The organism is Vibrio sp. 10N.222.47.A9, from assembly GCF_963872585.1.
GTDB lineage: Bacteria > Pseudomonadota > Gammaproteobacteria > Enterobacterales > Vibrionaceae > Vibrio > Vibrio splendidus.
The window spans coordinates 25981-40202 of record NZ_CAWNBB010000070.1 but is presented as its reverse complement, the minus strand read 5'-3'; the positions used below and the strand labels follow the sequence as shown (position 1 = coordinate 40202).

At 44.9% G+C, this 14222-nt stretch carries 10 protein-coding genes; all 10 read left to right on the top strand.

Going from position 1 to position 14222, the window contains the following annotated elements:
* Nucleotides 1–158: 158 nt before the first annotated feature.
* The gene (gene aspA / locus AACT19_RS21270) at nt 159–1610 is read left to right on the top strand and encodes an aspartate ammonia-lyase (RefSeq protein ID WP_076648676.1); all 1452 of its coding nucleotides are present in this window, start codon (nt 159–161) and stop codon (nt 1608–1610) included.
* A 181-nt stretch (nt 1611–1791) separates the two neighbouring features.
* The gene (locus AACT19_RS21265) at nt 1792–3099 is read left to right on the top strand and encodes an anaerobic C4-dicarboxylate transporter (RefSeq protein ID WP_004729714.1); all 1308 of its coding nucleotides are present in this window, start codon (nt 1792–1794) and stop codon (nt 3097–3099) included.
* Nucleotides 3100–3641: 542 nt separating this feature from the next.
* The gene (locus AACT19_RS21260) at nt 3642–5090 is read left to right on the top strand and encodes a YfcC family protein (protein ID WP_017077582.1); all 1449 of its coding nucleotides are present in this window, start codon (nt 3642–3644) and stop codon (nt 5088–5090) included.
* Between the two features lie 826 nt (nt 5091–5916).
* The gene (arcA, locus tag AACT19_RS21255) at nt 5917–7140 is read left to right on the top strand and encodes an arginine deiminase (protein WP_076648674.1); all 1224 of its coding nucleotides are present in this window, start codon (nt 5917–5919) and stop codon (nt 7138–7140) included.
* 73 nt (nt 7141–7213) lie between these two features.
* Nucleotides 7214–8125, top strand: coding sequence for a carbamate kinase (gene arcC, locus AACT19_RS21250; RefSeq protein WP_004729718.1), 912 nt, complete (start codon nt 7214–7216; stop codon nt 8123–8125).
* Nucleotides 8126–8337: 212 nt separating this feature from the next.
* Nucleotides 8338–9348, top strand: coding sequence for an ornithine carbamoyltransferase (locus AACT19_RS21245; RefSeq protein ID WP_076648672.1), 1011 nt, complete (start codon nt 8338–8340; stop codon nt 9346–9348).
* Between the two features lie 508 nt (nt 9349–9856).
* Nucleotides 9857–10786, top strand: a complete 930-nt coding sequence (gene pyrB / locus AACT19_RS21240) for an aspartate carbamoyltransferase (protein WP_017095425.1) — start codon at nt 9857–9859, stop codon at nt 10784–10786.
* A 15-nt stretch (nt 10787–10801) separates the two neighbouring features.
* A complete protein-coding gene (gene pyrI / locus AACT19_RS21235; RefSeq protein WP_004729721.1) occupies nt 10802–11266 on the top strand; it encodes an aspartate carbamoyltransferase regulatory subunit in 465 nt (154 codons plus the stop codon).
* Nucleotides 11267–11591: 325 nt separating this feature from the next.
* Nucleotides 11592–12080: an arginine repressor gene (locus AACT19_RS21230; protein ID WP_004729722.1), complete on the top strand. Its 489-nt coding sequence runs from the start codon at nt 11592–11594 to the stop codon at nt 12078–12080.
* Nucleotides 12081–12255: 175 nt separating this feature from the next.
* Complete coding sequence (locus AACT19_RS21225) at nt 12256–14139, top strand: protein-disulfide reductase DsbD (RefSeq protein WP_076648670.1); 1884 nt, start codon at nt 12256–12258, stop codon at nt 14137–14139.
* The last annotated feature ends 83 nt before the right edge of the window (nt 14140–14222 follow it).

The window sequence follows — 14222 nt, the reverse complement described above, 5'->3', positions numbered from 1 at the left end:
GTGATCAACTTAATATTTTTATGCGCTAAGTACAGTATCATGTGCCACATAAGTCAGGACGGATTTATCAGCCCAATATTCTAGCGAACGGAGTATTTGCACACAGAATAGGCTAATAACTAACTATATAATCAGAATAATTCTCTAAGGATCCTGTTATGGCTACTCAATCAGAAGCTCAAGTTGAAGCTCCTCAAGCTACTCGTCTCGAAGAAGATCTATTAGGTCAACGTCATGTTCCGGCTGATGCTTACTACGGCATCCACACTCTACGCGCAGTTGAAAACTTCAACATCTCAAATGTAACGATCTCAGATGTACCTGAATTCGTTCGCGGTATGGTGATGACAAAGAAAGCAGCGGCTTTAGCAAACAAAGAGTTAGGTGTAATTCCAAGCGAAGTGGCTAAATACATCATCGAAGCTTGTGACCTCATTCTAGACACCGGTAAGTGCATGGATCAGTTCCCATCGGACGTTTTCCAAGGTGGTGCTGGTACTTCTGTAAACATGAACGCGAACGAAGTCGTTGCGAACGTGGCACTTGAACTTATGGGCAAAGAAAAAGGCCAATACGAGTTCATCAACCCAAATGACCATGTAAACCGCAGCCAATCTACAAACTGTGCTTACCCAACGGGCTTCCGCATCTCTGTTTACAACAGCGTTCGTAAACTGATCGATGCTATCGAATACCTAAAAGGTGCATTTGAGCTTAAGAGCCAAGAATTCAACACAATTTTGAAGATGGGTCGTACTCAACTTCAAGATGCTGTGCCTATGACGGTTGGCCAAGAGTTCCACGCTTGGGCTGTAACCATCAACGAAGAAATCAAAAACCTAGAATACACTTCAAAACTACTGCTTGAAGTTAACCTAGGCGCAACAGCTATCGGTACTGGTCTGAACGCAGCACCGGGTTACCAAGGCCTAGCAGTTAAGCACCTAGCAGAAGTAACTGGCCTAGAATGTGTAGCGGCTGAAGATCTTATCGAAGCAACGTCTGACTGTGGCGCATACGTAATGACGCACGGCGCACTTAAACGTCTAGCGGTTAAACTGTCTAAGATCTGTAACGACTTACGTCTTCTTTCTTCAGGTCCACGTACTGGCTTCAACGAGCTAAACCTACCTGAACTGCAAGCGGGTTCTTCAATCATGCCTGCTAAAGTAAACCCAGTTGTACCTGAAGTAGTAAACCAAGTTTGCTTTAAAGTTCTAGGTAACGACAACACGGTTTCTTTCGCAGCAGAAGGCGGTCAACTTCAACTGAACGTAATGGAACCTGTTATCGCACAAAGCATGTTTGAGTCTTTAGACATCCTAACAAACGCATGTGTGAACCTACGCGACAAGTGTGTAGACGGCATTACTGTGAACAAAGAAGTATGTGAATCTCACGTATTTAACTCTATCGGTATCGTTACTTATCTAAACCCATACATTGGCCACCACGAGGGTGACATTGTAGGTAAGATTTGTGCTGAAACAGGTAAGAGTGTTCGTGATGTAGTTCTAGAGCGCGGTTTATTGAGCGAAGAAGAACTTGATGACATTTTCTCTATTGAAAATCTGATGCATCCTCAGTATAAAGCTAAACGCTACGAATAACGGTAGCGAGAAAGGGCTCCAAACGGAGCCCTTTTTTAGGCTCCAATACGGTTAACCCTGCTGATCTTGTGGATTTCCGTTAGTTGCATTTTTGCTTAATTAAACCTAAACCATAGAACTATTATGTGAACATTCCAGTGGCGAATGTTCACATAATAAAATCTAAAATGAGGTGTTACTTATGATTGCAGTAGAACTATTTGTCGTCCTGCTCTTTATCTTTTTGGGGGCCAGAATTGGCGGTATCGGTATTGGTTTTGCCGGTGGTGCTGGTGTTATTGCCCTTTCATTAATTCTTGGTGTTCCAACAAGCCAATCTTTTATCCCGGTCGATGTAATTTTGATCATCATGTCGGTTATCACCGCAATTGCAGCAATGCAGGTTGCTGGCGGTATGGACTGGTTGGTACAAATTGCAGAAAACTTTTTGCGTAAACACCCTGAACGTATCACCTTTTACGCGCCGATTGTGACCTTTGTAATGACACTGATGGCGGGTACTGGTCACACAGCATTCTCTACGCTGCCTGTTATTGCAGAAGTAGCAAAAGGCCAAGGTGTTCGTCCTTCTCGTCCACTGTCTATCGCAGTTGTAGCCTCTCAAATTGCGATCACAGCTTCGCCTATTTCGGCAGCAGTTGTGGCTTTCGCAGCGATGCTGGCACCCTTTGGTGTCGATTACCTAACGCTATTGATGGTTTGTATTCCAACAACCTTCATCGCTTGTATGGTTGGTGCGGTTGTCGCGAACTACATGGGCAGCGAACTGAAAGACGATCCTATTTACCAAGAACGTCTAGAGAAAGGTCTAATCAAGCTAGCAACAGAAGAGAAACGCGAAATTCTACCAACAGCGAAGAAAGCGACTTACATCTTCCTTGCGGCGATTGGTTTTGTTGTTTGCTACGCAGCCGCTATCTCTAGCTCTGTTGGCCTAATTGAAAACCCAGCACTGGGCCGTAACGAAGCGATCATGTCTGTGATGCTGGCAGCAGCAGCGGCAATCGTGATGTTCACTAAGATTGATGCAGCGAAGATTTCTTCGGCTCCAACATTCCGTTCAGGTATGACAGCATGTGTTTGTGTACTTGGTGTGGCTTGGTTAGGTTCAACGTTTGTGAATGCACACGTTGCTGAAATCAAAGACGTTGCTGGTGCTCTACTTGCTGACTACCCTTGGATGCTGGCTCTTGTTCTGTTCTTCGCTTCTATGCTGCTTTACTCTCAAGGCGCAACAACGGTTGCACTGATGCCTGCAGCTCTAGCGATTGGCGTAGCACCACTAACAGCCGTGGCTTCTTTTGCTGCGGTAAGTGCACTGTTCGTACTTCCAACTTACCCTACGCTACTGGCAGCGGTTGAGATGGATGACACAGGTTCAACTCGTATTGGTAAGTACGTATTTAACCACCCATTCTTCATTCCTGGTGTGGCAACAATCAGTACAGCGGTAGCACTCGGCTTCGCATTCGGCGGTCTGTTTATCTAACACTCGCTGAAAAACCAAACCTAAAAGGAAGCTTCGGCTTCCTTTTTTCTTTTCTGCACAATGTGTTTATTTGATACGTATCAAATAAACATTATAAACCTAAAAATCCGAACAAAAATAAAGTTTGAATAAAATTCCAATAATATTCACGCCATTCATTAACAATGCCTGCCAACGCAACCACCCCTTGTTTTTCTATAATTCACATCGAATATTAATCCAAGCTAACTAACCAAAAAACCTTGCTCTTTTTCTAACGTTTTTCAGCCTATTCATTGGTCACTATTTTTGTGAACAATACCAAACTTAAATTCCGACGTAAGGAATAAAATAACCGCAGTTAAATTAAATCTAAATTCATTTGGATATATAAATATAAAGATGCTTATATTTAAAGTCGGTAACGTCATATAGATGCTCGCTCTATAAGGGCAAGAACTTTATATCGTTGAATGCTTTATAAATATCACTGTATTTACAATCTATAAACATTAGTCGCTAATTCACGTCAATTCTATTTAGGATGATGTAAGGAGATAGCCATGACGACTCAGACGATACCAAGCGAGAAAAAAAAGGGCGGCTTCTTTGCCAACTTTAAATTCCCTTCTGCCTACACCATTCTATTTATTCTAATTGCATTCGTAGCCCTGCTTACCTGGGTTGTTCCAGCAGGCCAATACGACCGAGCAATGAATGAAGAGTTAGGTCGAGAAGTACCGGTTACCGGAACCTATCAAGCAGTAGAAGGTAACCCTCAAGGTGTGATTGACGTACTACTCGCGCCTATTGACGGTTTCTACGACCACAATAGCTATGAAGCTGCAGCAATCGATGTTTCGCTGTTCATCTTAATCATTGGTGGCTTCTTAGGGCTAGTAACCAAAACTGGCGCCATCGATGCCGGTATCGAACGCGTCACCGCCCGCCTAGAAGGGCGAGAAGAGTTGATGATACCGATACTGATGGCATTGTTTGCTGCTGGCGGTACCGTCTACGGCATGGCGGAAGAATCACTGCCATTCTATACGCTACTAGTACCAGTAATGATGGCTGCACGCTTTGATCCTCTTGTTGCTGCTGCGACCGTACTGCTTGGCGCAGGGATTGGTGTGCTAGGGTCAACGATTAACCCATTCGCAACCGTGATCGCTGCCAACGCCTCTGGTATCCCATTTACTGACGGTATCGTGCTGCGTATTGCCATGCTCGTTATTGGTTGGATAATTTGTGTTGCCTACGTCATGCGTTACGCAAGAATGGTTCAAGCTGACCCAACAACATCGATTGTCTACGACAAATACGAAGAGAACAAAGCGCACTTCCTTGGTAACGCGAGCGACGAAAAACTTGATTTCACCACAACGCGTAAATTAATCCTCACTATTTTCGGTGGCTCTTTCGCTGTGATGATTTACGGTGTATCGGTTGCTGGCTGGTGGATGGCAGAGATCTCAGCGATGTTCTTAGCCGCGACAATCATTGTCGGTATTGTGGCTCGCATGAGCGAAGAAGAGTTTACCACTAGCTTCATTGATGGTGCCCGCGACCTACTTGGTGTAGCGCTTATCATCGGTATCGCGCGTGGTATCGTGGTCGTGATGGACCGCGGTATGATCACCGATACGATTCTGTTCTCTGCAGAACAAATGGTGACGGGGCTTTCTTCAGTTATCTTTATTAACGTAATGTTCTTCTTAGAGATTTTGTTGTCCTTCTTAGTGCCGTCAACGTCTGGTTTAGCCGTACTCACCATGCCAATCATGGCACCACTGGCCGACTTTGCTGGCGTAGGTCGTGACCTTGTGATCACCGCTTACCAATCAGCATCTGGCTTGGTGAACCTAATCACCCCGACCTCTGCGGTTGTGATGGGTGGCTTGGCGATTGCCCGCGTCCCTTATGTTCGCTGGGTTAAATGGGTAATGCCATTAGTCGGTATCTTAATGGTGTTCTGCATCGTTGTACTAAGTATTGGTGCGCTTATCTAACTTAAAGCACTTCACTCCGTTCTCATCCAAAGCCGCTTCCATAGCGGCTTCCATAGCGGCTTTTTTTATTGCTATCTAATCCAACTCCAACCCAATCACCAAAACAACCTGCCGAGCTGCACACGCTTCATTTAACGCCTCTCTATGACCTATCTCAGTAGCAAAGCTTAAACAAGCAAAAACCACTTGCGACAAAGAGTAAGCCAACGTTTAAACATCAAGGTTAAAGCTAATAAATCGCCAACTATTCTTCGCTCTTATATTTATACAAATATTTAGTCATTTATTAGCGTTAATTATATTTAAAGTAATTTAAACAGTAATAACCAAAGAGGAAATAGTAGTGATTTTTATAGGAAACCGGCTTAAAAAACCCAATTATAAAATGTGACCACAATAGCTTTATTCGCATTTATTTTGTTAACAACTAATTAATTCCACATCCAAAATTAAATATCTAAATAAAAACATTGCATACTTCCAATCTAAGCTCATTCTTATCAATAAAACCATTTTGCATATAATCCCTCACAAATTGGATTCTAGCTAGGTGAATGAAAAAAGCATGCATAATATTCCCAAGGAGTTAACTATTTAGAAAAGACTGACAATAGTTGAAAGTGCATAAAGTTTGTTAAAACCCTTGATTTTAAAGGGCTGCGGGATAAAAAACGATTTGTGATAGATCTCTAAGAATACCTGACTAGCAGGCGTAATATTAATTCCAGACAAGAGATATGAATAAAATAATTCATTCTTCTCAACTGAAAATAAATAATTACTCTTAGCAATAAAAGTAATTCAAATATATAAGAGAGAGACGATCATGAGTAAGTTCTATGTAGGTTCTGAAATAGGTCAATTACGCCGCGTTCTAGTTCACCGCCCAAGACGCGCACTGACTCACCTAACCCCCTCTAACTGTCACGATTTGCTGTTTGATGACGTACTGGCTGTTGAGCGTGCAGGTAAAGAGCATGACGCATTTACTCAAACGCTACGTGATCAAGGTGTTGAGGTTCTTCTTCTTACTGACTTGCTAGCCGACACACTAGCCGTGCCAGAAGCGAAAGATTGGCTACTAAGCTGCCAAGTATCTGATTACCGTTTGGGTAAAACATTCGCCAATGATGTGCGCTGCTACTTAGGCGATTTACCAAACCTAGAGTTAGCAAAAATCCTAACGGGCGGTTTGTCTTACGCTGAGATGCCAATGAAATCATCTTCAATGATGCAAGGCATGCACGCACCAACCGACTTCATTATCGAGCCACTACCAAACCACCTATTTACTCGCGATACATCTTGCTGGGTATATGGCGGTGTATCTATCAACCCAATGGCGAAACCAGCTCGTCAACGTGAAACAAACCACGTTCGTGCTATTTACCGTTGGCACCCAACATTCGCAGGCCAAGACTTCATTAAATACTTCGGCGATGAAGAAAAAATCAATTACGACAACTCAACGATTGAAGGTGGTGACGTTCTTGTACTTGGTCGTGGCGCGGTGCTTATCGGTATGTCCGAGCGTACAACAGCACAAGGTGTTGAACACTTAGCATCTAGCCTATTCAAACACGGTCAAGCGACACAAGTTATCGCAATGCAGCTACCAAAACACCGTTCTTGCATGCACTTAGACACAGTAATGACTCACATGAACGAAGATACGTTCTCTGTTTACCCTGAAGTGGTAAGTAAAGACGTGCAGTGCTGGAACCTAACTGGCGATGAGTCTGGCGCTGTAAAAGTGAAAGAAGAAGGCTACTTCGTAACGGCTATCGAAAAAGCACTTGGCGTAGACAAGCTAAACCTAATCACAACCGGTGGCGACAACTTCCATGCAGAACGTGAACAGTGGAACGATGCAAACAACGTTCTAACGGTTAAACCTGGCGTCGTTATTGGCTACGAAGGCAACACCTACACCAACGAAAAATACGACAAAGCAGGCATCACGGTTCTTCCGATTCCAGGAGACGAACTTGGTCGCGGTCGCGGTGGCGCACGCTGCATGAGCTGCCCAATTGAGCGTGATGGTATCTAATCACTAAGACGAAAACGGCCAAGTTGAACGATCTTAAATAATCTCAGCTTGGCCAGAATGAGAGAACACAATTATGACCAAGCAAACTGTTGTTGTTGCACTCGGCGGTAACGCCCTACTTCGTCGCGGTGAGCCGTTAGAAGCCGATGTTCAACGCCGTAATATTGAAACCGCGGTTAAAACCATCTCTGAAATCGCGAAAGTGTACAACGTAGTTCTAGTACACGGTAATGGCCCACAAGTTGGCCTACTTGCTCTGCAAGGTTTGGAATACAAAAAAGTAAACCCGTATCCGCTGGATGTATTGGGCAGTGAAACTCAAGGCATGATCGGCTACATGCTGATGCAAGAGTTCAAGAACTACCTGCCTGACCGCAACATCTCGTGCATGTTGACGCAAATGACGGTTGATCCAAACGATCCAGCATTTGCGGATCCAACGAAGCCGATTGGCCCGATCTACGAAGAAGCAGAAGCGCGTGAGTTGGCGGAGAAATTCCACTGGATAGTAAAACCTGACGGCCAACATTTCCGTCGCGTGGTACCAAGCCCACGCCCTACCGGCATTGTTGAGCACGAAGCGATCACCCAACTTATCGATGCAGGCCACCTAGTGATTTGTACTGGCGGTGGTGGCATCCCAGTGAAAAAAGAGAATGGCAAATTAGTGGGTGTTGAAGCGGTTATCGACAAAGACATGTCAGCGGCTTTCTTAGCGAAACAACTGGATGCGGATGCGCTGCTTATTTTGACCGATGCTGAAGCTGTGTACCTTGATTGGGGCAAACCAACTCAGCATGCACTGCGCAGCACCACACCAAGCGAACTGGCGAAGTTTACATTTGATGCAGGCTCAATGGGGCCAAAAATTGAAGCATCGTGCGAATTCATTCAACAAGGCGGCAAAGTAGTAGGTATCGGTGCACTCGAAGATGGTTTGCAAATCTTGCAAGGCCAAGCGGGCACCAATATCACCAAAGGTTAACGCACTAGCGAGCTTTATCATCTTGAAAAACTTAAAGCTTGAGAACCTTAAAGCTTAAGAAGCTGAAACCTTGAGAGCTTTTAAAGCTTGCGAAAACAGAATTAAACGAAACAAACAGAACCGAACAAATTTAACTAAAAAATTGAATCGCGCTTTCTTGAATTTTCTTTCCCTGTAACAAGAAAGCGCCTAAATCTAAGAAGGAATACATCATGGCTTTTAACCTACGCAATCGTAACTTCCTAAAACTACTAGATTTCACTCCACGCGAAATTCAACACTTGTTAGATCTTTCTATGGAGCTAAAAAAAGCGAAGTACAACGGTTACGAACAGCCAACACTGACTGGCAAAAACATTGCGCTTATCTTTGAGAAAACATCCACTCGTACTCGCTGTGCATTTGAAGTTGCCGCATTCGACCAAGGTGCTCGAGTGTCTTACTTAGGCCCATCTGGCTCTCAAATTGGCCACAAAGAATCAATGAAAGATACCGCTCGCGTTCTTGGCCGTATGTACGATGGCATTGAATACCGCGGCTTCGGTCAAGAAATCGTTGAAGAGCTAGGCGCTTACGCTGGTGTACCGGTATGGAATGGTCTGACTGACGAATTCCACCCAACACAGATCCTTGCTGACTTCCTAACCATGACGGAATACGGCCGTGGTAAACAATTGCATGAAATCAGCTTTGCTTACCTAGGTGATGCTCGCAACAACATGGGTAACTCTCTGATGGTTGGCGCTGCGAAAATGGGCATGGACATTCGCCTTGTTGCTCCAAAACAATTCTGGCCACAAGAAGAGCTATTGGCTCAATGTCGTGAAATCGCAGAACACACGGGCGGCAAAATCACGCTAACAGAAGATGTTCAAGAAGGCGTGCAAGGTTGTGACTTCCTATACACCGATGTTTGGGTATCAATGGGCGAAGCAAAAGAAGCATGGGCTGAGCGTATTAACCTAATGATGCCTTACCAAGTCAACATGGACATGATCAAGGCAACAGGCAACCCACATGTGAAATTCATGCACTGCCTACCTGCTTTCCACGGCGAAGATACCACAGTAGGCAAACAGCTTGCTTCTGAATATCCGCAGCTTAAAGATGGCGTAGAAGTGACAGATGAAGTGGTCGAGTCTGAATTCTCTATCGTGTTCGATGAAGCAGAAAACCGCATGCACACCATCAAAGCAGTCATGGTTGCGACGTTAGGCAGCTAAGAAGTTAATAAATTAAGAAATTAAGAAATTAAGCAATTAAGCAATTAAGCAGTTAAGCACTCACTTGTTCGCAAGACGTTAATAAGTTAAGTGCAATGACAGGGAAATGCGGGTGGCGTTCTTGGGATTTTGACCTTGGATAAAGCTCGCATTTTTTTTCATGTAGTTGAATAGATTATTACCTAAAAAAGCCTGAGATTCTCAGTTCCAACAAAGGCTTAAATGGAAGCTTAAAACGGATGTTATTTCGCATAAAAATCCATTAAATGAATACTTTACAGAAAGTATTGCATGGCCTTTTTATCTGAGTATAATCCTCCGCAATTTGTCTTAAGAGAGCAAAAAATGAACCGCAATTTTGTCGCACATGATTGTCAACCAATACGCCTTAGAATGGCGTTGGTGTCATTTTTATTTTGCTCTATTGATCGTTTCGAAGCCTCCTATTTTTAGGGGGCTTTTTTTTGTCCGCAATTTGACTGTATGCATAGAAAAAGGAAGACCCGTTATGGCGCATTCGTTATTTAACAAGCACATCATCTCCATTCCAGAGCTATCTCGTAATGAACTGGAGCTTATCGTCGATACTGCCGCAAGACTCAAAGCAGAGCCAAATCCAGAGCTGCTGAAAAATAAGGTTGTCGCGAGTTGCTTTTTTGAACCTTCAACTCGAACTCGCCTTTCATTTGAAACCGCAGTTCAACGCCTTGGCGGCACCGTCATCGGCTTTGATAATGGCGGAAACACATCGCTGGCTAAAAAAGGCGAAACACTTGCCGATTCGGTGCAGGTCATTTCTTCTTACGTTGATGCCTTTGTGATGCGTCACCCACAAGAAGGCGCAGCACGTTTAGCCTCTGAATTCTCTAACGGTGTGCCAATTGTGAATGGTGGCGACGGTGCGAACCAACACCCAACGCAGACCTTGTTGGATCTATTCTCGATTTACGAAACGCAAGGCACGCTCGATAACCTCAATGTGGCATTCGTTGGTGACCTAAAATATGGCCGCACCGTGCACTCATTGACGCAAGCACTCTCAAAATTCAATAACGTGCGTTTCTTCTTTATCGCGCCAGAAGTGTTAGCGATGCCTGATTACATCTGTGAAGAATTGGAAGAGATGGGGATCCAATACAGCACCCACAGCAGCATTGAAGAAGTGGTGCCTGAACTGGATGTGCTGTACATGACTCGCGTACAGAAAGAGCGCTTTGACGCGTCAGAATACGCGCACATGAAATCGGCTTACATTCTGACGGCCGATACGCTGAAAGACGCTCGCCAAAACATGAAGGTACTTCACCCACTGCCACGCGTCGACGAAATCACAACTGACGTCGATAAAACGCCACACGCTTACTACTTCGAACAAGCCGAAAACGGTGTGTATGCACGTGAAGCTTTATTAGCCCTAGTTCTAAACGACACTTTATAAGCAGGAGATACAGTCATGGTTAAACAAACTCAGCTACAAGTAGAAGCGATCCGTAATGGCAGCGTGATTGACCACATCCCTGCTCATCTTGGGATTAAAATTCTCAAACTGTTCAAGCTGCATAAAACAGAACAACGCATCACGATGGGGTTAAACCTGCCATCATCAGCGCTCGGCAACAAAGACCTAATCAAGATTGAGAACATCTTTCTGACCAAGGAACAAGCCAACCAATTGGCTCTATACGCTCCACAAGCGACAGTGAATCAGATTGAAGAGTACAAAGTGGTCAACAAGCTAACACTTGTGCTGCCAGAACAAATCAACAGTGTGTTCGCTTGCCCAAATAGCAACTGTATTTCGCACGGTGAACCTGTCGAAAGTAGCTTTAAAGTGCAGCTAAAACACGAAAACGTACAGCTAAAATGTCACTACTGTGAAAAAGTATTCTCTCGCGAGATCATGAGTGAAATTCGCTAACCCTTAGCGCTATTACCTCCGCAACAAAAACCCTTAATAATTCATGGATATTTATTCCCAACACGGAATAAATATCCATTTAACCAAAGAATAAAACTCCGCAACAAAAGCAATTGACCAGAATTTTGTTTGGTGATCGCCTTCAAAAAGATAACTATCCTTTAGTGTTAGACTCAATGAATAGATGATCATACATCTCGCATACCCTCCCTCTTATTTCGGGGTTCATCGGTAAGCTCTAATTAACAATCGTACTCTACGGCTTGGGAGTGCGTTCTGCGCTATGGACAAGCGATATCAACACGTTGACCTTAAGGAGTTGTTCATGAACCAAATCACTGAGCACGGTTGCTTGTATTCAGCTGAAGATAAAACACTGACTGCCGCGTGCAAACGCTTACTACAACAACAAAGCTTCTCGACCCAGAATCAACTGCGCGAGAAACTCGTCGACATTGGCTATACAGGTATCAGCCAATCGACCGTCTCTCGCATTTTGTCACAGCTTGGCGTTGTCAAAATTCAGAATGCCTGTGGTAAAAAGGTTTACTGCATCACGGTTGAAAGCGCGCCTGTGCGTGTCGATGCCTCAATCTCATCACAAATCGAATTAATTACTCACAACCAAGCGATGGTGATCGTAAAAACAAACCCTGGTTGCGCACAGTTGGTCGCAAGATTAGTCGATATCGACCCACATACCGAGATTATCGGTACGGTTGGCGGCAATGACACCGTGCTAATTATCCCGAAAGACACGATGAACATTGATGCTTGCGAACAAGTAGTAAGAGCACGCTTGGGTGTTGCCTAAATGTCTTATTGGCAAGGGCAGTTCACTGCAGTTGCGCTGCTAACCCTCTCTCGATTGCCTAAGAAAGTGGCTCACCCGCCCTAGCGGATATTTGCTGGTCGATGAAACTAATCACAAACTATTACGGTCTGATTGAGTTAAGATACCTTCAACTCCATTTTGATGACTAAATAGTATGCGACGACTTGCCACATTACTTTTTGTTTGTGTTTCCCTGTTCACCCAGCCTGCGTGGGCGCTTTTTGGAAACGACAACGCCGAGCCAAGCTTCGGAGGCAATAACAACGGTTTTGTCCCTGTAGACCAAGCTTTCCCTTTCAATTACTACCAGCAAGACGGCAAGGTCCTTCTCGACTGGCAAGTAAAAGAGGGCTACTACCTCTATCAACATAGCCTCTCGTTCACTGGCCAAAATCTCGCTATCGGCAATGTTGAAATGGAAGATGGCCAACCACACCAAGATGAATTCTTCGGTGAGGTGAGCATTTATACTCAGCCGTTATTCGTGCAAGTTCCGCTACAGAGTTACCAAGATGGCTCACAGCTGATCGTTAAGTATCAAGGTTGTGCAGATGCTGGTTTCTGCTACCCACCAGAAACTCGAGTAATCGACATTGAACCGTTTACTTCGACGAATCCTGGGGATATAAAAAGCAGTGATGTGCAAAACAGTGGTGATGCCCAAAACAGCAGTGCCTCACAAGGTTCTTCTGCTGCAGCTGGTGAAGCGGACAGTTCAGTACAACCCTCTTCTTCTACAGCTGACGCAGCAAGCAATGCCACTCAACCAACCAATGCTCCCGTTTCAAAAGAAGCAGGCTTAGCCGATAAGCTCGGTGACAGTTGGTGGACTCCATTACTATTCTTAGCACTCGGTGTTGGCTTAGCCTTTACGCCGTGCGTTCTGCCAATGTACCCAATTCTGACAGGTATCGTCTTGGGTGGCGGCAAGCTCAGCCAAGGCCGCGCGTTAATGCTGTCGTTCATTTATGTGCAAGGCATGGCGTTAACCTACACCTTATTAGGTTTAGTGGTTGCTTCAGCAGGCATGCAGTTTCAAGCGGCCATGCAACACCCTTACGTACTGATCGCGCTGAGTGTTTTGTTCGTAGCTTTGGCGATATCGATGTTTGGCGTTTATAACCTACAACTACCAAGCAGCATCCAAACCTGGCTCAACAATCAAAGCAACAAACAACAAGGTGGCAATACCTTGGGCGTGTTCGCGATGGGCGCTATCTCGGGCTTGGTGTGTTCACCTTGTACCACCGCGCCACTGTCCGGTGCGCTGCTGTATGTCGCTCAAAGTGGTGACCTATTAACGGGTGCGATTGCTCTGTATGCGTTAGCGATGGGTATGGGTATCCCGCTGATCTTGGTTGCGGTATTTGGTAATAAGCTACTGCCAAAAGCAGGCAGCTGGATGGATAAGGTGAAGATCGTATTCGGCTTTATCTTGCTGGCAGCGCCTATCTTCCTACTAGAGCGAATTATTCCTGAATTATGGGCAACCGTGCTTTGGTCTGGATTAGGCTTCATCGCCTTTGGTTGGCTTTACCACAGCAAGAATGCACTGCCATTCGGCGGCTGGAAGCAAAGCGCTGTTGGTATCATCGCGATGCTCGGCCTATTCGCTTCTGCGCAACCTGCGTTGAATTACTGGTTTGCAGAAAAGAGCGTGGTGGTTGAACAGCAAATCCAATTTGCGCGCGTCAACACGGTTGAAGAATTAGAAATCCAGCTCATCGAAGCGAAGAAACTCGGTAAGCCCGTGATGCTCGACTTCTACGCCGATTGGTGTGTGGCCTGTAAAGAGTTTGAGAAGTACACCTTCCACCAAGCTGATGTTGAGAACAAGCTTTCTGATTTCGTCCTGCTTCAGGCTGACGTAACGAGAAACATGCCTCAAGACATTGAACTGCTTAAACAATTACAGGTACTCGGTTTGCCAACCATAGAGTTCTGGGATGGCGAGGGTAACCATGTTCCAAATGCTCGTGTTACGGGTTTTATGGCTGCCGATGTATTCTTAAAACACATGCAAGACCACCAGCTATAACGGCAATATTCGCCGGAATATCTGCCTAAACGAAAGCCGCACTGCCCCTCCGTAACGAGATGGCAGTGCGGCTTTTTTGCTAT

Excerpts from the sequence above, each read along its gene's own strand:
- aspA (WP_076648676.1), top strand. The coding sequence starts at position 159 with ATGGCTACTCAATCAGAAGCTCAAGTTGAAGCTCCTCAAGCTACTCGT.
- AACT19_RS21265 (WP_004729714.1), top strand. The coding sequence starts at position 1,792 with ATGATTGCAGTAGAACTATTTGTCGTCCTGCTCTTTATCTTTTTGGGG.
- AACT19_RS21260 (WP_017077582.1), top strand. The coding sequence starts at position 3,642 with ATGACGACTCAGACGATACCAAGCGAGAAAAAAAAGGGCGGCTTCTTT.
- arcA (WP_076648674.1), top strand. The coding sequence starts at position 5,917 with ATGAGTAAGTTCTATGTAGGTTCTGAAATAGGTCAATTACGCCGCGTT.
- arcC (WP_004729718.1), top strand. The coding sequence starts at position 7,214 with ATGACCAAGCAAACTGTTGTTGTTGCACTCGGCGGTAACGCCCTACTT.
- AACT19_RS21245 (WP_076648672.1), top strand. The coding sequence starts at position 8,338 with ATGGCTTTTAACCTACGCAATCGTAACTTCCTAAAACTACTAGATTTC.
- pyrB (WP_017095425.1), top strand. The coding sequence starts at position 9,857 with ATGGCGCATTCGTTATTTAACAAGCACATCATCTCCATTCCAGAGCTA.
- pyrI (WP_004729721.1), top strand. The coding sequence starts at position 10,802 with ATGGTTAAACAAACTCAGCTACAAGTAGAAGCGATCCGTAATGGCAGC.
- AACT19_RS21230 (WP_004729722.1), top strand. The coding sequence starts at position 11,592 with ATGAACCAAATCACTGAGCACGGTTGCTTGTATTCAGCTGAAGATAAA.
- AACT19_RS21225 (WP_076648670.1), top strand. The coding sequence starts at position 12,256 with ATGCGACGACTTGCCACATTACTTTTTGTTTGTGTTTCCCTGTTCACC.